The sequence below is a fragment of the Citrobacter sp. Cpo126 genome (assembly GCF_030332445.1).
In the GTDB taxonomy this organism is placed as follows: domain Bacteria; phylum Pseudomonadota; class Gammaproteobacteria; order Enterobacterales; family Enterobacteriaceae; genus Citrobacter; species Citrobacter portucalensis.
In genome coordinates this window covers 97,154-122,788 of the sequence record NZ_JAOWHT010000014.1, presented here as the reverse complement: position 1 = coordinate 122,788, position 25,635 = coordinate 97,154, and the positions used below count along the sequence as shown (strand labels likewise).

25 protein-coding genes and 2 tRNA genes are annotated in these 25,635 nt (G+C 53.1%); 8 read left to right on the top strand and 19 right to left on the bottom strand.

Going from position 1 to position 25,635, the window contains the following annotated elements:
• The first annotated feature begins 5 nt into the window (after positions 1 to 5).
• The gene (diaA, locus tag OGY17_RS00670; protein ID WP_003024948.1) at positions 6 to 596 is read left to right on the top strand and encodes a DnaA initiator-associating protein DiaA; all 591 of its coding nucleotides are present in this window, start codon (positions 6 to 8) and stop codon (positions 594 to 596) included.
• A gap of 9 nt (positions 597 to 605) precedes the next feature.
• Positions 606 to 1,181, top strand: coding sequence for a division/outer membrane stress-associated lipid-binding lipoprotein (gene dolP, locus OGY17_RS00665; protein WP_003024954.1), 576 nt, complete (start codon positions 606 to 608; stop codon positions 1,179 to 1,181).
• 84 nt (positions 1,182 to 1,265) lie between these two features.
• Here dolP and OGY17_RS00660 read toward each other — a convergent pair whose 3' ends face one another.
• Complete coding sequence (locus OGY17_RS00660) at positions 1,266 to 1,901, bottom strand: NAD(P)H-binding protein (RefSeq protein WP_003828632.1); 636 nt, start codon at positions 1,899 to 1,901, stop codon at positions 1,266 to 1,268.
• Positions 1,902 to 1,937: 36 nt separating this feature from the next.
• Positions 1,938 to 2,366: a YhbP family protein gene (locus tag OGY17_RS00655; RefSeq protein WP_286606222.1), complete on the bottom strand. Its 429-nt coding sequence runs from the start codon at positions 2,364 to 2,366 to the stop codon at positions 1,938 to 1,940.
• Positions 2,367 to 2,418: 52 nt separating this feature from the next.
• Between OGY17_RS00655 and OGY17_RS00650 the strand changes: the two genes are divergently transcribed.
• Positions 2,419 to 2,709 (top strand): GIY-YIG nuclease family protein, encoded by a 291-nt coding sequence (locus OGY17_RS00650; RefSeq protein ID WP_048236838.1) that lies wholly within the window; start codon positions 2,419 to 2,421, stop codon positions 2,707 to 2,709.
• On the opposite strand, the gene OGY17_RS00645 is transcribed toward OGY17_RS00650, so the two are convergent.
• Complete coding sequence (locus OGY17_RS00645) at positions 2,706 to 3,209, bottom strand: GNAT family N-acetyltransferase (protein WP_008785907.1); 504 nt, start codon at positions 3,207 to 3,209, stop codon at positions 2,706 to 2,708. The two genes, OGY17_RS00650 and OGY17_RS00645, sit on opposite strands and share 4 nt — an antisense overlap.
• Positions 3,203 to 3,727, bottom strand: a complete 525-nt coding sequence (gene ubiT / locus OGY17_RS00640) for a ubiquinone anaerobic biosynthesis accessory factor UbiT (RefSeq protein WP_003828637.1) — start codon at positions 3,725 to 3,727, stop codon at positions 3,203 to 3,205. Before ubiT ends, OGY17_RS00645 begins: the two co-directional genes overlap by 7 nt.
• 220 nt (positions 3,728 to 3,947) lie before the next feature.
• Here ubiT and ubiU point away from each other — a divergent pair, with 220 nt between their 5' ends.
• The 3 genes from ubiU (at position 3,948) to OGY17_RS00625 (ending at position 7,016) form a co-directional block, all read left to right on the top strand.
• On the top strand, positions 3,948 to 4,943 hold the full coding sequence (ubiU, locus tag OGY17_RS00635; RefSeq protein WP_003024971.1) for a ubiquinone anaerobic biosynthesis protein UbiU: 996 nt from the start codon (positions 3,948 to 3,950) through the stop codon (positions 4,941 to 4,943).
• 8 nt (positions 4,944 to 4,951) lie between these two features.
• On the top strand, positions 4,952 to 5,830 hold the full coding sequence (locus OGY17_RS00630) for a U32 family peptidase (RefSeq protein WP_020996351.1): 879 nt from the start codon (positions 4,952 to 4,954) through the stop codon (positions 5,828 to 5,830).
• A gap of 178 nt (positions 5,831 to 6,008) precedes the next feature.
• The gene (locus OGY17_RS00625; protein ID WP_032945097.1) at positions 6,009 to 7,016 is read left to right on the top strand and encodes a luciferase-like monooxygenase; all 1,008 of its coding nucleotides are present in this window, start codon (positions 6,009 to 6,011) and stop codon (positions 7,014 to 7,016) included.
• Between the two features lie 88 nt (positions 7,017 to 7,104).
• Here OGY17_RS00625 and mtr read toward each other — a convergent pair whose 3' ends face one another.
• The 12 genes from mtr to OGY17_RS00565 form a co-directional block, all read right to left on the bottom strand.
• On the bottom strand, positions 7,105 to 8,349 hold the full coding sequence (gene mtr, locus OGY17_RS00620) for a tryptophan permease (protein ID WP_032945098.1): 1,245 nt from the start codon (positions 8,347 to 8,349) through the stop codon (positions 7,105 to 7,107).
• 146 nt (positions 8,350 to 8,495) lie between these two features.
• Positions 8,496 to 10,424: a DEAD/DEAH family ATP-dependent RNA helicase gene (locus OGY17_RS00615; protein WP_003828643.1), complete on the bottom strand. Its 1,929-nt coding sequence runs from the start codon at positions 10,422 to 10,424 to the stop codon at positions 8,496 to 8,498.
• On the bottom strand, positions 10,417 to 10,497 hold the full coding sequence (yrbN, locus tag OGY17_RS00610) for a protein YrbN (protein ID WP_010723222.1): 81 nt from the start codon (positions 10,495 to 10,497) through the stop codon (positions 10,417 to 10,419). The genes OGY17_RS00615 and yrbN overlap by 8 nt, the downstream gene beginning before the upstream one ends.
• 106 nt (positions 10,498 to 10,603) lie before the next feature.
• Positions 10,604 to 11,488 carry a lipoprotein NlpI gene (gene nlpI / locus OGY17_RS00605; protein WP_003024982.1) on the bottom strand — a complete coding sequence of 295 codons (885 nt, stop codon included), beginning with the start codon at positions 11,486 to 11,488 and terminating at the stop codon, positions 10,604 to 10,606.
• A gap of 109 nt (positions 11,489 to 11,597) precedes the next feature.
• Positions 11,598 to 13,730: a polyribonucleotide nucleotidyltransferase gene (pnp, locus tag OGY17_RS00600; RefSeq protein ID WP_008785911.1), complete on the bottom strand. Its 2,133-nt coding sequence runs from the start codon at positions 13,728 to 13,730 to the stop codon at positions 11,598 to 11,600.
• Positions 13,731 to 13,976: 246 nt separating this feature from the next.
• Entirely contained in the window at positions 13,977 to 14,246 is a 270-nt protein-coding gene (rpsO, locus tag OGY17_RS00595; RefSeq protein WP_000059465.1) for a 30S ribosomal protein S15, read from the bottom strand.
• Between the two features lie 273 nt (positions 14,247 to 14,519).
• Complete coding sequence (gene truB, locus OGY17_RS00590; RefSeq protein ID WP_003828704.1) at positions 14,520 to 15,464, bottom strand: tRNA pseudouridine(55) synthase TruB; 945 nt, start codon at positions 15,462 to 15,464, stop codon at positions 14,520 to 14,522.
• Positions 15,464 to 15,868, bottom strand: a complete 405-nt coding sequence (gene rbfA / locus OGY17_RS00585) for a 30S ribosome-binding factor RbfA (protein ID WP_003024988.1) — start codon at positions 15,866 to 15,868, stop codon at positions 15,464 to 15,466. The genes truB and rbfA overlap by 1 nt, the downstream gene beginning before the upstream one ends.
• 149 nt (positions 15,869 to 16,017) lie before the next feature.
• Positions 16,018 to 18,708, bottom strand: a complete 2,691-nt coding sequence (infB, locus tag OGY17_RS00580; protein ID WP_032945099.1) for a translation initiation factor IF-2 — start codon at positions 18,706 to 18,708, stop codon at positions 16,018 to 16,020.
• 24 nt (positions 18,709 to 18,732) lie between these two features.
• On the bottom strand, positions 18,733 to 20,220 hold the full coding sequence (gene nusA, locus OGY17_RS00575; protein ID WP_003024992.1) for a transcription termination factor NusA: 1,488 nt from the start codon (positions 20,218 to 20,220) through the stop codon (positions 18,733 to 18,735).
• Positions 20,221 to 20,248: 28 nt separating this feature from the next.
• Complete coding sequence (gene rimP, locus OGY17_RS00570) at positions 20,249 to 20,701, bottom strand: ribosome maturation factor RimP (RefSeq protein WP_003024996.1); 453 nt, start codon at positions 20,699 to 20,701, stop codon at positions 20,249 to 20,251.
• A gap of 207 nt (positions 20,702 to 20,908) precedes the next feature.
• Positions 20,909 to 20,985: transfer RNA gene (locus OGY17_RS00565), tRNA-Met, on the bottom strand.
• Positions 20,986 to 21,318: 333 nt separating this feature from the next.
• On the opposite strand from OGY17_RS00565, the gene argG reads away from it, so the two are divergent.
• On the top strand, positions 21,319 to 22,662 hold the full coding sequence (argG, locus tag OGY17_RS00560; RefSeq protein WP_079934952.1) for an argininosuccinate synthase: 1,344 nt from the start codon (positions 21,319 to 21,321) through the stop codon (positions 22,660 to 22,662).
• Between the two features lie 197 nt (positions 22,663 to 22,859).
• On the opposite strand, the gene OGY17_RS00555 is transcribed toward argG, so the two are convergent.
• The 3 genes from OGY17_RS00555 to OGY17_RS00545 form a co-directional block, all read right to left on the bottom strand.
• Positions 22,860 to 22,946 (bottom strand) — tRNA-Leu (locus OGY17_RS00555).
• A 9-nt stretch (positions 22,947 to 22,955) separates the two neighbouring features.
• Entirely contained in the window at positions 22,956 to 23,288 is a 333-nt protein-coding gene (gene secG / locus OGY17_RS00550) for a preprotein translocase subunit SecG (protein WP_003025000.1), read from the bottom strand.
• A gap of 167 nt (positions 23,289 to 23,455) precedes the next feature.
• Complete coding sequence (locus OGY17_RS00545; protein ID WP_103014950.1) at positions 23,456 to 24,349, bottom strand: LysR family transcriptional regulator; 894 nt, start codon at positions 24,347 to 24,349, stop codon at positions 23,456 to 23,458.
• Between the two features lie 148 nt (positions 24,350 to 24,497).
• Between OGY17_RS00545 and iadA the strand changes: the two genes are divergently transcribed.
• Positions 24,498 to 25,631, top strand: a complete 1,134-nt coding sequence (gene iadA / locus OGY17_RS00540) for a beta-aspartyl-peptidase (protein WP_286606220.1) — start codon at positions 24,498 to 24,500, stop codon at positions 25,629 to 25,631.
• Positions 25,632 to 25,635: the final 4 nt, after the last annotated feature.

Below are 25,635 nucleotides of genomic sequence, written 5' to 3'. Positions count from 1 at the left end.
TTAGCGTGTTAGATAGAATTAAAGTCTGCTTTACTGAAAGCATTCAAACTCAGATAGCTGCGGCTGAAGCACTTCCGGATGCGATCTCCCGTGCCGCCATGACGCTGGTTCAGTCCCTGCTCAATGGCAACAAAATTCTCTGTTGTGGTAATGGGACGTCCGCTGCCAACGCACAGCATTTTGCTGCCAGCATGATCAATCGTTTTGAAACAGAACGCCCAAGTTTACCTGCGATTGCACTAAATACTGATAATGTGGTCTTAACTGCGATTGCCAACGATCGCCTGCACGACGAAGTTTATGCAAAACAAGTCCGTGCGCTGGGACATGCAGGTGATGTTCTGCTGGCAATCTCTACGCGTGGTAATAGCCGCGATATCGTAAAAGCCGTTGAAGCCGCCGTGACACGCGACATGACAATCGTCGCGCTGACCGGGTATGACGGAGGGGAACTGGCCGGATTACTGGGGCCACAGGATGTTGAAATCCGTATTCCCTCACACCACAGCGCCCGCGTTCAGGAAATGCACATGCTGACGGTCAACTGCCTTTGCGATCTTATCGATAACACGCTTTTCCCTCACCAGGATGATTAAGGAGTACACATGAAGGCATTTTCGCCGCTTGCTGTGATTATCGCTGCACTGCTGCTGCAAGGCTGTGTCGCTGCCGCCGTTGTTGGAACTGCAGCTGTCGGGACTAAAGCCGCGACGGATCCTCGCAGCGTCGGCACCCAGGTAGATGACGGAACCCTGGAATTACGCGTCAATACGGCGTTGTCGAAAGATGCCCAAATCAAGAAAGAAGCGCGAATCAACGTGAGCGCTTATCAGGGTAAAGTGCTGCTGGTAGGTCAGTCGCCAAATAGCGAACTGTCTGCACGTGCAAAACAGATTGCGATGGGCGTAGAAGGTACGACTGAGGTCTTTAATGAGATCCGTCAGGGCCAGCCAATCGGTCTGGGCGATGCGTCCAACGATACCTGGATAACCACCAAAGTACGTTCCCAGTTACTGACCAGCGATCAGGTGAAATCCTCTAATGTGAAAGTAACGACTGAGAACGGAGAAGTGTTCCTGTTAGGTCTGGTGACCGAGCGTGAAGCGAAGGCGGCGGCGGATATCGCCAGCCGGGTAAGCGGCGTGAAACGCGTCACGACGGCCTTTACGTTTATTAAGTAACACGCCTGTAGATGGCATCTTATCCGGCCTACAGAACGTAATCGTTTGTAGGCCGGATAAGCGTCAGCGCCATTCGGCATTTTTTTATTTAGCTCTTTCGCGTAGCTCGGAAGAGGTCAGGATCGAAACCCCTTCATGCCCAGGCGCCAGCGCTTCTGCCAGCATTGCCCGAGCAACATCGCGCGCTTCAATCGACTTCCAGTTACCCGGCAGCAGCCTGAACAAGGGCGCTAAAAACATCTCATTCGTCCGCTGTTTGTCCCTATCACCCAGTAGCATTGAAGGCCGGACAATCGTCAGCCGTGGCCAATTCTGCGCGATCAGCGCCTGCTCCATTTCACCTTTCACCCGATTATAAAAAAACGGTGAATTCGCATTGGCGCCCATCGAACTCACCACCAGCATATGCTGGGCGCCTAACCTACGTCCCGTCAGGGCCGTATCTACCACCAGCGTATAGTCAGCATGGATAAACGCCTCTTTGCTGCCCGCTTCACGCCGGGTAGTCCCCAAACAACAAAAGACAATATCGACTGGATCGGTGACCTGCGCCAGAGCATCGGTTAGCTGCGGATCATGGGGGTTATAGATACCAACCGTATCTGCCAGCGGTCGACGCGTTGGTGCCGTGATGGCATTGACCCGGGGTTCATTGAGCAGCATACGCAGCAAATGTCCGCCCACCAGCCCCGTGGCTCCCGTTATTAACACCTGACTCATCGCTTATCTTCCCCAAGTCTTCAATCACTGTTCTAACTATAGATCACGCAGCCAGTGCATCTTTTTACCGAAGCACAGCGTGTTGTCCGTAAATTTGACTTCATCCAGTCGAATTTCCCATACGGGTGCTGGCAGCATTCTGGCGACGGGGAAACGGCGGTTGTAGGCTTTACGCGCAGCTTCGCTCTCCTGTCCTTCAAGACGCCGGATTTCCCCTTTAAACTGTACGCCCCGAATCAGAGCGACGGTTTTAGGCTGACCGTTTACTGTACCGGCAATCGGCGCGCGGGGTCCGGACATCTGCGCATGGCGCGTTTTCTCTTCGGTCAGCACATAGAACACCATCTTCTGCGCATCAAACAGGTAAAACGCATTGGCGCACCATAATTCACCTTCATGGTGTACGCACCAGGTCACGACGTGCTGTTTTGCCAGCCAGCGAGACACCGCAGTCAGTGTTTCCATTTCTATTCTCTTTTATACTGTAGGCCTGAAAATTATCACGTCGATGGTAACAATGACACCCTGGTATCTGTACCTGATCCGTACCGCAGACAACGCCTTATACACCGGAATAACCACCGATGTGCAGCGCCGCTATAAGCAGCATCAAAATGGGAAAGGCGCGAAGGCGCTACGCGGAAAGGGGGAACTCACGTTGGCATTTGCGGCGCAGGTCGGCGACCGTTCGCTGGCCCTGCGCATAGAGTATCGCGTTAAACAGCTCACCAAGCGGCAGAAAGAGCGCCTTGTCGAAGGCGAAGGGTTTGAGGCGCTATTAAGCAGCCTGCAAACCCCGGAAGCTTAAAAGCGATTGAAGTGGTCGTGGTATTCCACAAGTCCCGTCACGCCATCCAGCGCATCGTCCGCCAGGCGATGAACCTGGAACGCGCTTTCGGTGCCCGGCCAGCGGCAACGCAGGTCATGATGGGCCGCCAGCTCAAAGCCAAAGCGGCTGTACAGGGCCGGATCCCCCAGCGTAACCACCGCTGCGTAGCCAAACTCGTTCAGTGAATCGAGTCCTTCATAGACCAGCTGACGCGCCAGGCCCTGCCCCCGGTAGTTTTCATCCACCGCGAGCGGCGCCATGCCGACCCATTGCAGATCTTCACCCTGAACATCGACTGGGCTGAACGCGACGTAACCCACTACCTGACCTTCGTCATCGGTAGCAACCAGACCCAGCGTTAAGAAACCATCTTCACGCAGGTCGTGCACTAATTTCGCTTCCGCATCGCTCTCAAATGAACGGCGCAGCAGCGCATCAATACCAGGGGCATCAATGGGAATTTCAACTCGAATCAGCATGGCTCACCTACCGAGGTCTGTTTGGTTTCTGGCGACGTTTTCATCCCCGCCTCAACAAAATCCGCCAACTGCATCAGCATGACGCGCAACGCTTTAGGCATCTGCTCCAGTTCGATGGCATCCATCAGATTTTTTACGTATAGCCCTAATTCTGTATCACCTTCAATCACCAGACGACGCTGGAAGAAAAGCGTATCCGGATCCTGCTTGCGGGCCACGATCATCAGCAGATCGCTGGCATCGGCGCTAAAACTCACATCCGCATCTGCATTCTGGCTGACGATAAGTTTATCGTTCTCAACAGAGGTATACCATTTGAGGTCAATGTCACGCACATGAATGCTCAGCCAGCGACCTTCGAGAAACTCCAGCTCCCCATCGGCCAGCGCCTGACTAAACTGCCAGCTCAGGACCTGTTCCAGAACCTGGCGCTTCAGCGCAAAGGGCGTCAGTTTAACTGGTACACTCATCAGAGAAGGACCAAATTGTACTAAGCGTGAACGCAGTTTATCCAACACGAGCTTTACTCCCTGTTTCAATAGTCCTGCTATTTTGCCATATCAAATAAACGACATAGCGGCATAAATCAACAATTCGCTACGAAATTGTTACCTCTTTATTGGTGTCACCAATACGACTTTAACTGCCTCAAATCAAAAATTGTCTCAGCAAGGTTAACTAAAATCCCTCTTCGTTAACATTTCTGCGCCCGTCACGGCGCAACGTTCAGGATAAATTATGGAGCTGCTCTGCCCTGCCGGAAACCTACCGGCGCTTAAGGCGGCCATCGAGAACGGCGCTGATGCTGTCTACATCGGGCTGAAAGATGATACCAACGCCCGTCATTTCGCCGGCCTTAATTTTACCGAGAAAAAATTGCAGGAAGCGGTGAGTTTTGTCCATCAGCACCGCCGTAAGCTGCACATTGCGATTAACACCTTTGCGCACCCGGATGGTTACGCGCGCTGGCAACGTGCCGTTGATATGGCAGCGCAACTGGGTGCAGACGCGCTGATCCTCGCCGACCTCGCCATGCTTGAGTATGCCGCAGAGCGCTACCCGCATATTGAGCGCCATGTCTCTGTTCAGGCATCTGCAACCAATGAAGAGGCAATTAATTTCTATCATCGCAACTTTGACGTCGCCCGCGTGGTGCTGCCGCGCGTGCTGTCTATTCATCAGGTGAAGCAGCTCGCTCGCGTCACGCCAGTTCCCCTGGAAGTGTTCGCCTTCGGTAGCCTGTGCATTATGGCGGAAGGCCGTTGCTATCTTTCGTCCTATCTGACGGGTGAGTCTCCTAACACGGTTGGTGCCTGCTCGCCTGCACGTTTTGTCCGCTGGCAACAGACCCAACAAGGGCTGGAATCCCGTCTTAATGAAGTGCTGATCGACCGCTATCAGGACGGGGAAAACGCCGGTTATCCGACGCTATGCAAAGGCCGCTATCTGGTTGACGGCGAGCGTTACCATGCGCTGGAAGAACCCACCAGCCTGAACACGCTGGAGCTGCTGCCGGAACTGCTGGCAGCCAATATTGCCTCGGTGAAAATCGAAGGACGTCAGCGTAGTCCGGCCTATGTCAGCCAGGTGGCGAAAGTGTGGCGTCAGGCGATCGACCGCTGTATGGCCGACCCGCAAAACTACGTCCCGCAGGCGGCATGGATGGAAACGCTCGGTTCTATGTCCGAAGGCACGCAGACCACGCTTGGCGCGTATCACCGTAAATGGCAGTGAGAGAAGCAATGAAATATTCCTTAGGGCCGGTGCTGTGGTACTGGCCGAAAGAAACGCTGGAAGATTTTTATCAGCAGGCTGCCGTAAGCCAGGCCGACGTTATCTATCTTGGTGAAGCGGTATGCAGTAAACGCCGCGCCACCAAAGTGGGCGACTGGCTCGATATGGCGAAATCGCTCGCTGGCAGCGGTAAACAGGTTGTGCTGTCAACACTGGCGCTGGTACAGGCCTCTTCTGAACTGGGAGAGCTGAAGCGCTATGTCGAAAACGGTGACTTCCTGCTGGAAGCCAGCGATCTCGGCGTAGTAAACATGTGCGCCGAGCGTAAGCTGCCGTTTGTCGCCGGGCATGCGCTCAACTGCTACAACGCGGTTACCCTGCGTATTCTGCTCAAACAAGGCATGGTGCGCTGGTGTATGCCGGTAGAGCTTTCCCGCGACTGGCTGGCAAACCTGCTCAACCAGTGTGATGAGCTGGGTATTCGCAATCAGTTTGAAGTTGAGGTGCTGAGCTACGGGCATCTGCCGCTGGCGTACTCTGCCCGCTGCTTTACCGCGCGCTCTGAAGACCGTCCAAAAGACGAGTGTGAAACCTGCTGCATCAAATATCCGAACGGGCGCGATGTGCTGTCGCAGGAGAATCAGCAGGTCTTTGTCCTCAACGGGATCCAGACCATGAGCGGCTATGTTTACAACCTCGGCAACGAACTGACATCGATGCAGGGGCTGGTTGATATTGTGCGTCTGTCCCCTTCAGGCACTGAAACATTCGCCATGCTCGACGCCTTCCGCGCCAATGAAAATGGCAGTGCTCCATTACCGCTTGCCGCCCACAGTGACTGTAACGGCTACTGGAAGCGACTGGCTGGACTGGAGCTGCAGGCCTAGCCGGATGCGGCATAAATGCCTTATCGGGCCTACAAATAGCGATCCCGTAGGCCCGATAAGCGCAGCGCCATCGGGCATGTTATATTCGGTGCCCGCCGTATAAAGCTCACTTTGTTAACAACATTCGCTAATCTTTAATGCAGTATTAAAAGATTAACCGGTAACAAAGTGAGCCGTTATGACTGACAAAACTATTCCGTTCTCGGTGCTGGATCTGGCGCCGATCCCTGAAGGATCCTCGGCAAAAGAGGCCTTCACACACTCGCTTGATCTCGCTCAACTGGCCGAAAAACGCGGCTACCACCGCTACTGGCTGGCGGAACATCACAACATGACCGGCATCGCCAGCGCAGCAACCTCAGTGCTGATTGGTTATCTGGCTGCCAATACCACCACGCTGCATCTCGGGTCTGGCGGCGTGATGTTGCCTAACCATTCGCCGCTGGTGATCGCCGAGCAGTTCGGTACCCTGAACACGCTATATCCGGGACGAATCGATCTCGGGCTTGGTCGCGCACCGGGCAGCGATCAACCAACCATGCGCGCACTGCGCCGCCATATGAGCGGTGATATCGATAACTTCCCACGCGACGTCGCTGAACTGGTGGACTGGTTCGACGCCCGCGATCCTAATCCCCATGTACGCCCGGTTCCCGGCTACGGCGAGCAGATCCCGGTCTGGTTATTAGGCTCCAGCCTGTACAGCGCACAACTGGCGGCCCAGCTTGGTCTGCCGTTTGCCTTCGCCTCGCACTTTGCCCCGGATATGCTGCATCAGGCGCTGCATTTGTATCGTACCCAGTTCAAACCCTCGGCGCGGCTGGCAAAACCGTATGCGATGGTGTGCATCAACATTATTGCCGCCGACAGCAATCGCGACGCCGAGTATCTTTTCACCTCCATGCAGCAGGCATTTGTGAAGCTGCGTCGTGGCGAAACCGGCCAGCTACCGCCGCCGGTAGAGAATATGCAGCAGCTGTGGTCCGCTTCTGAGCAGTACGGCGTACAACAGGCGCTGAGCATGTCGCTGGTCGGTGATAAGGCAAAAGTGCGGCATGGTCTCGACGCCATTCTGCGTGAAACCCAGGCTGATGAGATTATGGTTAACGGTCAGATTTTTGATCATCAGGCACGCCTACATTCGTTTGATTTGGCGATGGATGTGAAGCAGGAATTATTGGGGTAGTACTATTTGTGCCGGATGGCGGCTGCGCCTTATCCGGCCTACTCAATCTCTGTGGGCCCGGTAAGCGTAGCGCCACCGGGCAATTGTTCTACTGGTATACAGGCAACAGATTCACGCTCGACAGAATATGGATAACCGCGTTGCCGATACCGAATACCAGGATCAGCGCAATCATCGGCTTGCCGCCCCAGACACGGAATTTCGGGCTACCGAAACGCTCGCGGGATTTACGTGCCAGCAGCGCCGGAACAATGGCGGCCCAGATGGTTGCCGCGAGTCCTGCATAGCCAATGGCGTACAGGAAACCGTTCGGCCATAGCAAGCCACCGATAATTGGCGGGACAAATGTCAGCAATGCCGTTTTGAAACGTCCCATTGCCGAGTCATCAAAGCCAAACAGATCCGCCAGATAGTCAAACAGACCGAGCGTAACGCCGAGGAATGAACTCGCCACCGCAAAGTTGGAGAACACCACCAGCAGCAGATCCAGACTGCGGCTGTTTAGTACACCGCTCAACGCCTGTACCAGCACATCAATGTTACCGCCTTGCTGTGCAATACCAATAAATTCCGGACGCGGGATATTGCCCATCGTCCCCAGCAACCATACGGAATACAGCACCAGCGCCAGCAGCGTGCCGTACACCAGACACTTAACGATGGTCTTCGGATCTTTGCCGTAGTACTTCATCAGGCTCGGGACATTGCCGTGATAGCCGAATGAGGCCAAACAGAACGGCAGCGTCATCAGCAGGTACGGCGTATACGAAGCATTGCTTTCCGCCACGTTAAACAACGTTGTGGGCTGAACGTGTCCCAATAAGCTGCCGAAGGTCAGGAAAAAGGTAATCACCTTCGCGCCCAGCACAATTGCCGTCATGCGGCTCACCGCTTTGGTACTTAACCACACCACAAACGCCACCAGTAACGCAAAGCCAAGACCTGCCGCACGCGCCGGAACGTTCAACGACATCTCGGAGAAGGTGTGATGCAGGATCGACCCGCTCGCCGAGATATACGCGTAGGTCAGAATATAGAGAACGAAAGCAATCGAGATGCCGTTCACCACGTTCCAGCCTTTGCCCAGCAGATCTTTCGTGATGGTGTCGAAACTGGAGCCAATGCGGTAATTGAGGTTAGCTTCAAGGATCATCAGCCCGGAGTGCAGCATGCAGAACCAGGTGAAGATCAGCGCTGCCATTGACCAGAAGAACCACGCCCCGGACATGACCACTGGCAGGGAAAACATCCCCGCGCCAATAATGGTGCCGCCGATGATCACCACGCCGCCGAGCAGCGAAGGTGACGTTTGGGTGGTGGTTAGTGTTGCCATTTAGCCATCTCTCCAGTCATTTATATTGTGACTACATCTCAATGTGCTGCACTGTACCAGTACACGAGTACAATTGAAATAAAAAAAGCCCCGATTGTTGAGATCGGGGCCGTATATTTTACTTTACAGCTATAAAGCTAAAAGGCTTATGCATCACCGCCGAAACGACGACGACCAGCAGAGTCATCACGACGCGGAGCAGAAGAATCGTCACGACGCGGACCACGGTTGCCTTCACGACGTTCGCCGCTGAAACGACGACCATCGCCACGACCGCCTTCACGACGTTCACCGCTAAAGTTACGACCTTCACCGCGACCACCTTCACGACGCTCACCGCTGAAACGACCACCGCCACGACGCTCACCACCAGTGTGCGGAACTGCATCGCCAACCAGCTGCATGTTCATCGGCTTGTTCAGGATGCGAGTACGGGTAAAGTGCTGCAGCACGTCGCCCGGCATACCTTTCGGCAGTTCGATGGTGGAGTGGGAAGCAAACAGCTTGATGTTACCGATGTAACGGCTGCTGATATCACCTTCGTTAGCAATCGCACCAACGATATGACGAACTTCAACACCGTCATCACGGCCCACTTCAATGCGGTACAGCTGCATGTCACCAACATCACGACGTTCACGACGCGGACGGTCTTCACCACCACGGTCATTACGGTCACGAGGGCCACGATCGTTGCGGTCACGCGGACCACGGTCATCACGATCGCGGAATTCGCGTTTCGGACGCATCGGCGCATCTGGCGGCAGGATCAGAGGACGTTCGCCCTGAGCCATTTTCAGCAGTGCAGCTGCCAGCGTTTCGATATCCAGCTCTTCTTCCGGCTGCATTTTCGCCAGCAGAGCACGGTACTGATCCAGATCGCTGCTTTCCAGCTGCTGCTGTACTTTAGCAGCGAATTTTTCCAGACGGCGTTTGCCCAGCAGATCTGCGTTCGGCAGTTCTACTTCCGGAATAGTCAGCTTCATGGTGCGTTCGATGTTACGCAGCAGACGACGCTCGCGGTTCTCAACGAACAGCAGCGCACGACCCGCACGACCCGCACGACCGGTACGGCCGATACGGTGAACGTAAGACTCGGAATCCATCGGGATGTCGTAGTTGACAACCAGGCTGATACGCTCAACGTCCAGACCACGGGCCGCAACGTCGGTTGCAATCAGAATATCCAGACGGCCATCTTTCAGACGCTCCAGAGTCTGCTCACGCAGGGACTGGTTCATGTCGCCGTTCAGTGCAGCGCTGCTATAACCGCTACGCTCCAGCGCTTCTGCTACTTCCAGGGTCGCATTTTTGGTACGTACGAAGATAATCGCCGCATCAAAGTCTTCCGCTTCCAGGAAACGCACCAGCGCTTCATTTTTACGCATGCCCCACACAGTCCAGTAGCTCTGGCTGATGTCAGGACGGGTAGTTACGCTGGACTGAATACGTACTTCCTGCGGCTCTTTCATAAAGCGGCGGGTAATACGACGAATCGCTTCCGGCATGGTTGCAGAGAACAGAGCGGTCTGATGACCTTCCGGGATCTGTGCCATGATGGTTTCAACGTCTTCGATGAAGCCCATACGCAGCATTTCGTCAGCTTCGTCCAGTACCAGACCGCTCAGTTTGGAGAGGTCCAGAGTACCGCGCTTCAGGTGATCCAGCAGACGACCCGGCGTACCGACGACGATCTGTGGCCCCTGACGCAGGGCACGTAATTGCACGTCATAACGCTGGCCGCCGTACAGGGCAACCACGTTCACGCCGCGCATGTGTTTAGAGAAATCCGTCATGGCTTCTGCTACCTGAACCGCCAGTTCGCGGGTCGGTGCCAGCACCAGAATCTGAGGTGCCTTCAGCTCAGGATCAAGATTGTTGAGCAGCGGTAAAGAGAACGCTGCAGTTTTGCCGCTACCTGTCTGGGCCATACCCAGAACATCGCGGCCGCCCAGCAGATGCGGAATGCACTCTGCCTGGATTGGAGATGGTTTTTCGTAACCCAGATCGTTAAGGGCTTCAAGGATAGGAGCCTTCAGGCCCAGATCTGCAAAAGTGGTTTCGAATTCAGCCATGTAGTACGTGTGCCTCAAAATTAATGGCGGCCAGTCTACATAACTCATCATGAAATTGATCTGCAATTTTCATTGAAAAGTGTGAACCGGCTCAAAGTAGGTGTATTAACGAACAACAACGCCCTCACCCGTGAAGGTGATGGCAATCAAAAAAGATTACGGGCTGATGTGTACGTCAGCTATTGCTGGTCCGATTCTGCCAGGTCATCTTGGTCCTGGCCCAGGAGCGATAATTCCAACAATGCGTATCGGTGCTCAACAAAGTTATGAACGTTGTTAGCCACCGCCAGTTTGAACAATGCCGTAGCGTTGTCCAAATCCCCCAGACTTAGGTAGTACTTACCTAAATAGAAGTTGGTTTCACTGAGATGCTCAGCGAGCGAGGTGTTATCCGTTGCGTCCGCCTTCAGGCGTTCCATCAGCGTTGCTTCGCTAATGTTGCCCAGGTAGAACTCGACAATGTTCCATCCCCATTGCTCTTTATCCGATTTCTCAAAGCGTTGCTTCAACGCTTCTTTAGCCTGCTTCTCATCGAGCTTCTGCTCGGCAAGATAAAGCCACAGACTACGGAAAGGATCATTGGGATCGTCTTGATAAAACGCTAGCAGATCATCTTGCGCTAACTTGTCGCGACCGCCGTAATACAATGCGATACCGCGATTTAAGTGCGCGTAGTTGTAAGTTGGATCAAGCTCAAGTACAGAATCAAACGCTTCATAGGCAGCATCAAAATTGCCTGCCTGCGTTAAATATATACCTAAGTAATTGAATACTTCAGGCATATCTGGTCGGATTGCCAGCGCTTGTGAAAAATCATTTCGCGCCAGTGCCCTCAGACCGAGACTATCATACAACACTCCGCGCTCATATAAAAGCTGTGCGCGTTCGTCATCGGTTAAAGCCCGACTGGCAAGAATTTGTTCCATACGTGCCAGAATCACTTCCTGCTGCAAAGTCGGTTGCAATGGTACTGCGAGGACTTCACTCTTTCGCCAGGCGGAATTACTGCATCCAGCCAGCGTGAGTGCTGTCGCAACGAAACACCAGCGCAAAAAAGGCTTCATTTCCCACTCCCGAAGACAACGATTGAATGAACGTCCAGGTTCCCCGGTTGCTAACAAGGCATCCTGCCGGGTTAAAGGCCCTCCGCTTTCACGGAGGGCAATGGCAACCTTACTCGCCCTGGCTTGCCGGAGCTTCCGGTTCGCCTGCAGGCTGAGACTGCTCAGTTGCTTCTTTAATGCTCAGACGTACACGGCCCTGGCGATCAACTTCCAGAACTTTGACCGGTACTTCCTGGCCCATCTGCAGGTAGTCGGTCACTTTCTCAACGCGCTTGTCAGCGATCTGAGAGATGTGTACCAGACCTTCTTTACCGCCACCAATGGCAACGAATGCGCCAAAGTCAACGATACGGGTCACTTTACCATTGTAGATACGGCCTACTTCGATCTCTGCGGTGATCTCTTCGATACGACGGATAGCATATTTCGCTTTCTCACCGTCGGTCGCAGCAATCTTCACGGTACCATCATCTTCGATTTCAATGGTGGTGCCGGTTTCTTCGGTCAGAGCACGGATAACAGAACCGCCTTTACCGATAACGTCTTTGATCTTGTCCGGGCTGATCTTGATAGTGTGGATACGCGGAGCGAACTGAGAAATATCGCCACGCGGAGCGTTGATCGCTTGTTCCATCACACCCAGGATGTGCAGACGCGCACCTTTAGCCTGGTTCAGAGCAACCTGCATGATCTCTTTGGTGATACCTTCAATTTTGATATCCATCTGCAGTGCAGAGATACCGTCGCGGGAACCCGCCACTTTGAAGTCCATATCGCCCAGGTGGTCTTCGTCGCCCAGGATGTCAGACAGAACAACAAAGTTGTCGCCTTCTTTCACCAGACCCATCGCGATACCCGCAACGGCTGCTTTGATCGGCACGCCTGCGTCCATCAGCGCCAGGGAAGCACCACATACGGAAGCCATGGAAGAAGAACCGTTAGATTCGGTGATTTCAGAAACCACACGTACGGTGTACGGGAATTTATCCAGTTCCGGCATTACTGCCAGTACGCCACGCTTCGCCAGACGGCCGTGACCAATCTCACGACGCTTCGGAGAACCGACCATACCGGTTTCACCTACGCAGTACGGAGGGAAGTTGTAGTGGAACAGGAAGTTGTCAGTACGCTCGCCCATCAGTTCGTCGAGGTTCTGCGCATCACGCGTGGTGCCCAGGGTCGCAGTAACCAGCGCCTGAGTTTCGCCACGGGTGAACAGTGCGGAACCGTGGGTACGCGGCAGAACGCCAGTACGCACGTCCAGGCCACGGATCATGTCTTTTTCACGGCCATCGATGCGCGGCTCGCCTGCCAGTACGCGGCTACGAACAACGTTTTTCTCGATAGCGTGCAGGATTTCACCCAGTTCGTTAGCGTCCAGGGTTTCGTCTTCAGCCACCAGAGTCGCGATGGTTTCAGATTTGATCACGTCAACCTGAGCATAACGCTCTTGTTTGTCAGTGATACGGTAAGCATCGCTCAGGCGAGCTTCTGCCAGTGCGGCAACGCGTGCGTTCAGCGCTTCGTTGACGGCTTCTGGCTGCCAGTCCCAACGCGGTTTGCCAGCTTCTTTCGCCAGCTCGTTGATCGCCTGAATCACAACCTGCTGCTGTTCGTGACCGAACACAACAGCGCCCAGCATCTGATCTTCACTCAGCAGTTCAGCTTCGGATTCAACCATCAGTACGGCTGCTTCAGTACCTGCAACAACCAGGTCCAGCTTGCTTTCTTTCAGTTCGTCCTGAGTCGGGTTCAGTACGTACTGGTCATTGATGTAACCAACACGTGCAGCACCGATCGGGCCGTTGAATGGGATACCAGACAGAGTCAGCGCAGCAGATGCACCAATCATTGCCACGATGTCCGGGTTAACCTGCGGGTTAACGGAAACAACGGTCGCGATAACCTGAACTTCGTTAACGAAGCCTTCCGGGAACAGCGGGCGAACCGGGCGGTCAATCAGACGCGCGATCAGGGTTTCTCCTTCGCTCGGACGGCCTTCACGACGGAAGAAGCTACCCGGGATACGGCCAGCAGCGTAGGTACGCTCCTGATAGTTAACGGTCAGCGGGAAAAAGTCCTGGCCTGGTTTCGCTTTTTTCTGACCAACAACGGTAACGAATACCGCGGTGTCATCCATGCTAACCATAACAGCGGCAGTCGCCTGACGCGCCATCATGCCGGTTTCCAGCGTAACGGTATGCTGACCGTACTGGAATTTACGAACGATCGGATTAAGCAAAATAATATCCTTTCTCTATTTTTTGACGGCACATTTTTGCGCCATCGTTAATACCCGATCTTCTGCGCATCCTCGCGACTAATGACAACCCTAACCCATAAGCATGAGTAAAGCCTCTCATTAGCCGCGCGAACCTCTGCAACGGAAGATCATTCATAGCAACAATACATTAGTTTCCAGCGAATTGCTGCCATCTGCTGGAAAAAAGGGGCCATGAAGGCCCCCTCTTTCTGAAACTCGAAAGAATTAGCGACGCAGGCCCAGACGCTCGATCAGCGCGGTGTAACGTGCAACATCTTTACGTTTCAGGTAGTCGAGCAGTTTACGACGCTGAGAAACCATGCGCAGCAGACCACGACGGCTGTGGTGATCTTTTTTGTGCTCTGCAAAGTGGCCCTGCAGGTGGTTAATCTGTGCAGTCAACAGAGCAACCTGAACATCGGTAGAACCGGTGTCGTTTGCATCACGACCAAACTCAGAAACGATTTTAGCGGTAGCTTCAGTACTTAGAGACATTTTAAAACTCCAAAGTGATAAGAATGAAAGGATGCCGATCTCTAATTCAGCTATCCCAGTGTATACACTTTATCCTTCAAACTGACTCTGCGTTGGCTGCGTCCGCTCACCTCAGTCACTTACCTAAGTAAGCTCCTGAGGATCCTCAGACTTGCCGCCTTGATGCAGCTCGAATGATTTTGTGTATACGCCACGCAGATTGTTAAACAATTCACGCGACGTTAAGCGGCAGTATTCTACTCGCAGCGCCCTTTTATCGCAAGACAGAGAGCGCTATGCAGGATACTCAACCACCAGGCGGCGGGGGGCGACACGACCTTCATCGTCCATCTCCCCCATGCCAATAAACTTGCCGTCATCGCCTTCCGTCACGCGTACCAGCCCTTCCAGCGGGGCGCCTGTCGTCCGTACCGGATTACCATTTTTAAAGTAAACCGACGATGTTAAAGGCAAATTAACAACAGGATAGTCCGATGCCGGACTGTCCATTGGCATCAGCAAAGGATCAAGCAACTGAGCCGCCGGAATGTTCTGCTGTTCTGCCTGTTCGACCAGCTCACGCAGGTGTTCCAGCGTGACCATACGATCCACCGGATACTTGCTGACCGTCAAACGACGCAGATACGTTACGTGCGCGCCGCAGCCCAGCTTCTCACCGAGATCGTCAACGATGGTACGAATATAGGTGCCTTTGGAGCAGTGAACTTCCAGCTCCAGTTCGTTACCTTCATGACGGATAAACAGCAGCTCATAGACGGTAATCGGGCGCGCTTCACGCGGCACTTCAATGCCCTGACGCGCATATTCGTACAGCTTCTTACCCTGATACTTCAGCGCCGAATACATCGACGGAATCTGCTCGATATCGCCGCGGAAAGTCTCCAGCGCGCTCGCCAGTTGTTCTGCGGTGAAGGTTACCGGACGCTCCTGCACGATCTGCCCATCGGCATCGGAAGTGTCAGTACGCTGGCCCAGACGGGCAACCACGCGATAGCGTTTGTCAGAATCCAGCAAATACTGTGAAAACTTTGTCGCTTCACCAAGGCAGATAGGCAGCATACCTGTCGCCAGCGGATCCAACGCGCCGGTATGTCCCGCGCGGTTGGCATTGTAGATGCGCTTTACTTTTTGCAGCACGTCATTGCTGGACATGCCCTGCGGTTTATCCAGCAGCAGGACACCGTGAATATCGCGACCACGACGACGAGGACGACTCATCAGTCCTCCTTGCTGTCGTCCGCTGGGTTCACACGACGCTCATCGTCATGTTTCACCACGCTGGTCACCAGGTTGGACATGCGCATCCCTTCAACCAACGAGTTGTCGTAGAAGAAGGTCAGCTCAGGCACGATACGCAGACGCATTGCTTTACCCAGCAGAGAGCGGATAAAACCAGAGGCTTCCTGCAGTGCCTTAATGCCGTTTTTCACGGCAGCTTCGTCCTGATCGTTGAGGAAAGTCACGAATACTTTGGCATATGCCAGATCACGGGACATCTCAACACCCGATACGGTGGTCATCATACCAACGCGCGGGTCTTTGATTTCGCGTTGCAGGATGAGTGCGATTTCTTTCTGCATCTCCTGCGCGACACGCTGCGGGCGACCAAATTCTTTCGCCATAATAAATTCTCCAGACAAAAAAGGGGCATTCAGCCCCTTTTGAAAATAATTCGGTGATTAGGCTGTAGGCCTGATAAGCGTAGCGCCATCAGGCATTACATTGCCGGATGTCGGCGTAAACGCCTTATCCGGCCTACACCCGAACAACCTTAAGCAATTGTACGTTTGATCTCGATGATCTCGAACACTTCGATCATATCGCCAACGCGAACGTCGTTGTAGTTCTTAACGCCGATACCACATTCCATACCGTTACGGACTTCGTTAACGTCATCTTTGAAGCGGCGCAGGGATTCCAGCTCGCCTTCATAGATAACCACGTTGTCGCGCAGTACGCGGATTGGGTTGTGACGTTTAATCGTGCCTTCGGTAACCATACAGCCTGCGATAGCGCCGAATTTCGGTGATTTGAACACATCACGAACTTCAGCCAGACCAATGATCTGCTGTTTCAGTTCCGGAGACAGCATGCCGCTCATCGCTGCTTTCACTTCGTCGATCAGATGATAGATGACGGAGTAGTAACGCAGATCCAGGCTTTCTGATTCGATAACTTTACGTGCAGAGGCATCAGCACGTACGTTGAAGCCAACCAGAATCGCGTTGGATGCCGCAGCCAGGGTCGCGTCGGTTTCGGTGATACCACCTACGCCAGAACCGATGATCTTCACTTTTACTTCGTCGGTAGACAGTTTCAGTAAAGAGTCGGAAATCGCTTCTACAGAACCCTGTACGTCAGCCTTCAGCACGATGTTCACTTCGTGAACTTCGCCTTCGGTCATGTTGGCGAACATGTTCTCAAGTTTAGATTTCTGCTGACGAGCCAGTTTAACTTCACGGAATTTGCCCTGACGGTACAGTGCAACTTCACGCGCTTTCTTCTCGTCACGAACGACGGTCACTTCATCACCGGCAGCCGGAACACCGGACAGACCGAGGATTTCCACCGGAATGGACGGACCGGCTTCCAGTACTTCCTGACCCAGTTCGTTACGCATCGCACGAACGCGGCCATATTCGAAGCCACACAGAACGATATCGCCCTTGTTCAGGGTACCTTCGCGAACCAGGACGGTAGCGACCGGGCCACGACCTTTATCCAGGAAGGATTCGATAACCGCACCGCTCGCCATACCTTTACGGATAGCTTTCAGTTCCAGTACTTCGGCCTGCAGCAGGATAGCATCCAGCAGTTCGTCGATACCGGTACCCGCTTTCGCAGAAACGTGAACGAACTGGCTCTCGCCGCCCCACTCTTCCGGCATGATTCCGTACTGGGACAGTTCGTTTTTAACGCGATCTGGATCCGCTTCCGGTTTATCGATTTTGTTGACTGCAACCACCACCGGCACACCTGCCGCTTTCGCGTGCTGGATAGCTTCGATGGTCTGCGGCATCACGCCGTCGTCTGCTGCAACAACCAGAACCACGATATCCGTTGCCTGAGCACCACGAGCACGCATGGAGGTAAACGCGGCGTGACCCGGGGTATCCAGGAAGGTGATCATACCGTTGTCAGTTTCAACGTGGTACGCACCGATGTGCTGGGTAATGCCGCCCGCTTCGCCAGAAGCCACTTTCGTGGAACGAATGTAGTCCAGCAGGGAGGTTTTACCGTGGTCAACGTGACCCATGATGGTTACAACCGGTGCACGCGGTTCAGCCGCAGCGCCGGTGTCACGGTCGCTCATTACTGCTTCTTCCAGCTCGTTTTCACGACGCAGGATAACTTTGTGGCCCATCTCCTCGGCAACCAGCTGTGCGGTTTCCTGGTCGATGACCTGGTTGATGGTCGCCATTGCGCCCAGCTTCATCATCGCTTTGATGACCTGAGAGCCTTTAACCGCCATCTTGTTCGCCAGATCGCCAACGGTGATGGTTTCGCCGATCACAACGTCACGGTTAACAGCCTGAGCTGGCTTCTGGAAGCCCTGCTGCAGAGCGGAACCTTTACGCTGCTTGCCGCCTTTACCACCGCGAACCGCTGCACGTGCTTCTTCACGGTCAGCTTTAGATTCAGCGTGTTTATTGCCTTTCTTCGCCGGACGCGCGGCTTTAGTGCTGCGAGTACGACCACGACCGCCTTCAACTTCACGATCGTTCTCGTCTTCAGCCTGGCGAGCATGCTGAGAGGTGGTGACGTGATAATCACTGGTGTCTTCGACAGGTTCAGCGTTATTCACACCATTTTTCTCGTTTTCTTCCGCCATACGGCGAGCTTCTTCCGCTACGCGGCGCGCTTCTTCTTCAAGCTTGCGACGTGCTTCTTCTTCCGCTTTACGCTTCAGTTCTGCGGCTTCATTTTCACGGCGGGCTTTTTCGGCCTGGGCGGTTTTAGTCATATCGTCGGTCTGTTGATTGCTCACTTTGTCTTTTTCCGCAGCTTCACGTTTCGCTTTATCAGCGGCTTCACGCTTAGCTTGTTCTGCGGCCTCACGTTCGGCTTTTTGTTGCGCCTCGCGTTTGGCAGCTTCTTCTGCCTCACGACGGGCTTGCTCTTCCGCTTCACGCTGCGCCTGCTCTTCCGCGGCAAGGCGTTCAGCCTCTTGCGGATCGCGTTTCACAAAGGTGCGTGTCTTGCGGACTTCGATTTGTACCGATTTGCTTTTTCCACCGGTACCTGGAATATTGAGAGTACTGCGCGTTTTACGCTGCAATGTCAACTTATCCGGCGCTGAGCCGTTTTCACGGTTCAAATGCGCCAGTAAGGTTTGTTTCTCTTGTGCGGACACAGAGTCGTCAGCAGACTTCGGGATACCGGCATCAGCAAATTGCTGTACCAGGCGATCTACGGAAGTCTGTATCTCTGCAGCCAGCGTTTTTACGGTTACATCTGTCATACTGTTCCTTCCTGCTACAGTTTATTACGCTTCGTCGCCGAACCAGCAAATATTACGGGCAGCCATAATCAGCTCACCGGCTTTTTCGTCGGTCAACCCTTCGATATCAGCCAGATCATCAATGCCCTGTTCAGCGAGATCTTCCAGCGTACAAACACCACGGGCCGCCAGTTTGAAGGCCATCTCACGATCCAATCCTTCCAGATTCAGCAGATCGTCAGCCGGTTTGTTATCACCGAGGCTTTCTTCCTGGGCCAGTGCCAGAGTGGTCAGTGCGTTTTTAGCACGCTCGCGCAGCGCTTCAACGGTCTGTTCATCCAGGCCGTCAATTTCCAGCAGCTCTTTCATTGGCACGTAGGCCAGTTCTTCCAGCGTCGCAAAACCTTCTTCCACCAGAACGGTCGCGAAATCTTCATCGATATCGAGATATTTGGTGAAGGTATCGATGGCTGCATGTGCTTCAGCCTGATGCTTCGCTTGCAGGTCATCAACGGTCATCACGTTGAGTTCCCAACCGCTCAGTTGTGAAGCCAGGCGGACGTTCTGACCATTACGTCCAATTGCCTGAGCCAGGTTACCGGCTTCAACCGCGATATCCATGGTGTGTTTGTCTTCATCCACCACGATAGAAGCGACGTCTGCTGGCGCCATTGCGTTAATCACGAACTGCGCCGGGTTATCATCCCACAGGACGATATCGATACGCTCGCCGCCCAGTTCGGTAGAAACCGCCTGAACGCGCGCACCGCGCATACCAACACAGGCGCCGACCGGATCAATACGCTTGTCGTTGGTCTTAACGGCGATTTTCGCACGCGATCCCGGATCGCGAGCAGCCGCTTTAATTTCGATAACTTCTTCGCCGATTTCCGGCACTTCAATGCGGAACAGCTCAATCAGCATTTCCGGCTTGGAACGGGTTACGAACAGCTGTGCACCGCGCGCTTCCGGGCGAACTGAGTACAGAACGCCACGAATACGGTCACCTGGGCGGAAGTTTTCACGCGGCAGCATGTCTTCACGCAGGATCACAGCTTCAGCATTGCTGCCCAGATCCAGAGAAATGTTGTCGCGGTTTACTTTCTTCACCACACCGGTGACGATTTCGCCTTCGTGTTCGCGGAACTGATCAACAACCATTGCGCGTTCAGCTTCACGTACTTTCTGTACGATAACCTGCTTCGCGGTCTGGGTGGTGATACGGTCAAAGGTGACAGATTCAATCTGATCTTCAACATATTCGCCCACGTTCAGACTTTCGTCTTCGAAGCGTGCCGCTTCCAGCGTAATTTCTTTGGTCGGCTGAGTAACTTCTTCTACGATTACCCAACGACGGAAGGTATCGAAATCACCGCTTTTACGATCGATTTCTACGCGAACGTCGATCTCTTGCTCATATTTTTTCTTTGTTGCTGTAGCCAGCGCACTTTCCAGCGCTTCAAAAATTTTCTCGCGTGGCAGCGCTTTTTCGTTGGATACGGCTTCAACAACAGCCAAAATTTCTTTGTTCATCGCGGGCTTTTCACCTCAATCCAGACTGTTAAAAGTGGGGAACCAGGTTCGCCTTCTGGATATTACTCAGCGCGAACACTTCATCTTTGCCTTCGACTGTGACCGTGATCATCTCACCGTCCACCGCTTTGATAACGCCCTGCCATTTACGACGGTTTTGTACCGCCATACGAAGAACCAGCGTGACTTCTTCACCCAGGAAACGCACGTAGTGTTCAGCTGTGAACAGAGGACGGTCGAGACCCGGAGAGGAGACTTCCAGGTTATAGGCAACGGTGATTGGGTCTTCGACATCCATCACGGCGCTTACCTGATGGCTCACATCAGCACAATCATCAACATTGATGCCATCTTCACTATCAATATAGATGCGCAGTGTGGATGTGCGACCACGAATAAATTCGATGCCGACCAGTTCGTAGCCCAGGGCTTCAACTGGCGCTGTAATCATCTCTGTTAATTTTTGCTCTAATGTGGACAAGCCCACCCCCAAGACATAAAAAAAGGGCCTAAAGCCCAGTTATTCTGTAGTCAGATAACAAAAAACCCCGATAAATCGGGGCTTTAGATAACTGAACCCTATAACCGCACCTGCGGTTCGGAGAACCTTCCGAAAGAATTTTTTTCAAATCCAGCTACGAAGGCCTAAGTCTTCACAGTATATTTGAAAAAGAACTCTAAGGGAAAGTGGTTGCGGGGGCCGGATTTGAACCGACGACCTTCGGGTTATGAGCCCGACGAGCTACCAGGCTGCTCCACCCCGCGCCTGAAACGTGGCAAATTTTACTCGTTTTGGGTAAAAAATGCAAATACTGCTGGGATTTGGTACCGAGACGGGACGTAAAATCTGCGCACAGTATATTGATTCACTATGCGTTATGTCAACCTTGTTACGACTATGCAAATCAATGAATGCTGCCCAGCGCTAGCCCAGCAAGATAAATATGCCGCCCACGCCGTTATTTAACGAAATTATCACTAAACTCTTCCTGTCATCCAGAAAAGATGATTAAATGAAAACTCATTTATTTTGCATAAAAATGCAATTAGTATAATAAGCCGACCTCTTCACCAGTCTATCAAGCAGGGTTTTATTTTATGACGACGATTCTCAAGCATCTCCCGGTAGGTCAACGTATTGGTATCGCTTTTTCCGGCGGCCTGGACACCAGTGCAGCACTGCTGTGGATGCGACAAAAAGGGGCTGTCCCATATGCATATACTGCGAATTTGGGCCAGCCGGATGAGGATGACTATGACGCCATTCCTCGCCGTGCAATGGAATATGGTGCTGAGAATGCTCGCCTGGTAGATTGCCGTAAGCAGCTGGTTGCCGAAGGGATCGCTGCCATTCAGTGCGGTGCATTCCACAACACCACCGGCGGACTGACCTATTTCAATACCACCCCGCTGGGCCGTGCCGTGACCGGCACCATGCTGGTTGCCGCCATGAAAGAAGATGGCGTAAATATCTGGGGTGACGGTAGCACCTATAAAGGTAACGATATTGAACGTTTCTATCGTTACGGTCTGCTGACCAACGCCGAACTGCAGATTTACAAACCATGGCTGGATACCGATTTTATCGATGAACTCGGCGGTCGCCATGAGATGTCCGAATTTATGATTGCCTGTGGTTTCGACTACAAAATGTCCGTTGAGAAAGCGTACTCAACAGACTCCAATATGCTCGGTGCGACTCACGAAGCAAAAGATCTGGAATTCCTGAACTCCAGCGTCAAAATCGTTAACCCGATTATGGGCGTGAAGTTCTGGGATGAGAGCGTGAAGATCCCGGCAGAAGAAGTGACCGTACGTTTTGAACAGGGTCATCCGGTTGCTCTGAACGGTAAAACCTTCAGCGACGACGTTGAGATGATGCTGGAAGCCAACCGTATCGGCGGCCGTCACGGTCTGGGTATGAGCGATCAGATTGAAAACCGTATCATTGAAGCGAAGAGCCGTGGCATCTACGAAGCCCCGGGGATGGCATTGCTGCACATCGCTTACGAGCGTCTGCTGACCGGTATCCATAACGAAGACACCATTGAGCAATATCACTCTCATGGTCGTCAGTTGGGCAAACTGCTGTATCAGGGCCGTTGGTTCGACTCGCAGGCATTGATGCTGCGTGACGGTCTGCAGCGTTGGGTTGCCAGCCAGATTACCGGTGAAGTGACGCTGGAACTGCGTCGCGGTAATGACTACTCAATCCTCAACACCGTGTCTGACAATCTGACGTACAAACCAGAACGTCTGACGATGGAAAAAGGCGACTCCGTATTCTCTCCGGACGACCGTATCGGTCAGTTGACCATGCGTAATCTGGATATCACCGATACCCGCGAGAAGCTGTTCGGCTATGCGCAGTCTGGCCTGCTGACCGCCTCTTCCGCAACCGGCCTGCCGCAGGTTGAGAATCTGGAAAATAAGGCGAAGTAAAGATTCACTATCTTAAGGCCGCGAAAGCGGCCTTTTTTATGCGCGGAATATAGGATGCCTGTAGGCCTGATAAGCGTAGCGCCATCAGGCGTTGTAATAATGTCGGATGGCGGCGTTAACGCCTTATCCGACCTACAGGATAGCCACAAATAACAGACGAAAAAAAAGACGCTTTGCAGCGTCTTTTTTTTGGAATTTGGTACCGAGGATGGGACTCGAACCCACAAGCCCGTTAGGGCACTACCACCTCAAGGTAGCGTGTCTACCAATTCCACCACCTCGGTACAGAATACTTAGCGTGGGATATCGCTGGTCGGCTGAGCCGGAGCAGCTGGCTGAGTTTGCTCGGTTTTCGCCGGTGCGCTCAGATTTTCCCACTCGCTTCCTTTATTGGTCTTATTGCTGTTCATGTTACCCAGCACCAGACTGATGATGAAGAACAAGGTTCCCAATACAGCTGTCATACGGGTCATGAAGTTACCAGAACCACTTGAACCAAACAGAGTACCAGAAGCGCCTGCGCCAAAAGAGGCTCCCATATCAGCGCCTTTGCCTTGCTGCAGCATGATCAAGCCTACCAGGCCAATTGCCACAATAAGGAAAACTACTAAAAGAGCTTCGTGCATAATCAACCTGTTCCTTGCGGAGTTGCCGCGTACAATGCTTCGACCATTAAAGCGGGAATATTTACTGTTTCCCACTGAAGCGGGTGTGAATACTAACCAAAGCGAATAACCTTCGCAAGGGCAATTTGTTAGCATTGTATCAACTGCGGAAAAAATCGCCATATCAATCAAAAACGCAGCAACTTCTCCCAGCATCTCTGCATAACGGCACGTTGATCCTCAAGATTCGCCCATACCACAACGGGGATTTCACAAATCAGGTCTGTATTTTCTGGCCAGCAGTGAATAATTTGCTGATTCACCAATTCTTCCGCCACCATCGATTCAGGTAACCAGGCCATTCCCATATGGCGCAGTACCATTTCTCGTATCGTTTCGCTTAAACCACTCTCAAATACTTTTTTTAGCCGTGGGCGGACGCGTTGTTCTGCCGACTCAATAATACGTCTGACAAAGGTGTAGTCGCTGTAGCAAAGCCACGGAATCGGAGCATGCGGATCATTAAGCGCATCAGCCAACTGGGCGGAAATAACCGGTATAAATCGCTCATACCGCCATAGTGAACGTTTTAACCCTCCGGCGATCTCCAGCCCTGGCTGGGCAGACGGTAAATCGTAGGTTACCAGTAAATCAATTTGCCGGTTCATCAGGGCATTGAAGTGGTTGTCTATCCCCTGGATACTGGCGTTTACCGTAAAGTTTAACTGCGGCTCACTCTGTCGCAGGTAGTTGATCATATCCGGCAGGATATTCACCGACAGCGTATGCAGGCTAACCATCACCAGCGTGTTATCCGTTGCTGGCGTCATCGCCGACAGCTCATGGCTTGCCTCTCTTAACGTGCTGAGAACGTGCCGGGCATAAGGTTCAAAGCGTTCACCATAGCGCGTCAGCGTGACAGGGGTCGTTGTCCGGTCAAACAAAGGCACGCCCAGCACCTCTTCCAGCGCCTTTATACGCCGACTCAACGCCGGTTGAGTAATATGCCGCTGCGCCGCGGCCTGAGAGTAGTTTCCATGCTGGCTCAAGGCCAGAAAATCTTCCAGCCACTTACAATCCACGTTGTGCTCTCCGCCATGCCATAACCGCATCCTCCAATAACAAATCGGTAATAGTCATAGTTATAGTAATGGCTTTATGGTGGGCATCATAACAACAATATTTCGTTTCACCTGCCGACTCTCACCCTCGACGTTTGACAGGACCGCTATGTTTACTTTATTGACCAATGCCCGTGTTTTTTCTCCTGAGGATTTAGGCCTCTGCTCCCTGCTCATTCATGCCGACCGAATTGTGGCGGTAGAAAAAGATATTTCATTGTTTGATGGCATCAACGAGGTCATCGATTGTCGGGGTAAATGGGTTATCCCTGGCATCATCGATCAGCATGTTCATCTTACCGGTGGCGGTGGTGAAGCCGGATTTGCCAGTCGGACGCCCGCCGTCAAGCTGCGCGACCTGATTCAGGCAGGTATTACCACGGTGGTTGGCGTGTTAGGCACCGATGCCATTTCTCGTTCACCCAAAGACCTCTACGCAAAAATGCAGTCTCTCAACCTTGAGGGATTACGCGCGTTTATGCACACGGGAGCCTACGCCGTTCCCAGCCCAACTATTACGCGATCCATCCGCGATGATATGGCCTTCATTCCGGCAATTCTTGGTGTAAAAATCGCCCTCGCCGATCACCGTGGCTCTTACCCCTCTTTCCAGGAGTTGCTGAGGATAGTGAGCGATATTCGCGTCGCTTCCCTGCTGGCTGGGAAAAAAGGCTTGCTGCATGTGCACCTGGGGAATCTGCCGGAAGGGATGTCGCAACTTATTGAGCTGTGTGATACGGGTATTCCGATTCACCATATTTCACCGACGCATGTTGCGAGAACTGAGCCCTTGTTCGAACAGGCGATTGCTTTCGCCCATCGCGGCGGCCATATCGATGTTACGTCCGGTGGCAGTCGTTTTATGCCTCAGGAGCAAGCGATTCTCCACGCACTCGAAGCACAGGTTCCGGCGGAGCGCATCACGATCAGTTCTGACGGCAATGGCAGCGTTCCGCGCTTTAACGCTCAGGGTATCGTTGAAGGTTTAAGCGCGGCACCGGTCGCAGGCAATCTTAACCTGCTTCCTCGCCTGATTGATGTCGGGATTCCGGTGCCACAGGCCATCGCGATGCTGACGGCAAACGTTGCGCGCTCGCTGGGTATTTCCGGGGGCGTGCTCTGCGCCGGGGAACGTGCCGATATCTGTGTACTCAATGATGACCTCTCGCTGGCCCATCTGTTTGCCGCGGGTAAACCGTTGCTGCGGGATGGCGAGTGCCTGGTTACCGGCAACTTCGAGTAAGGGG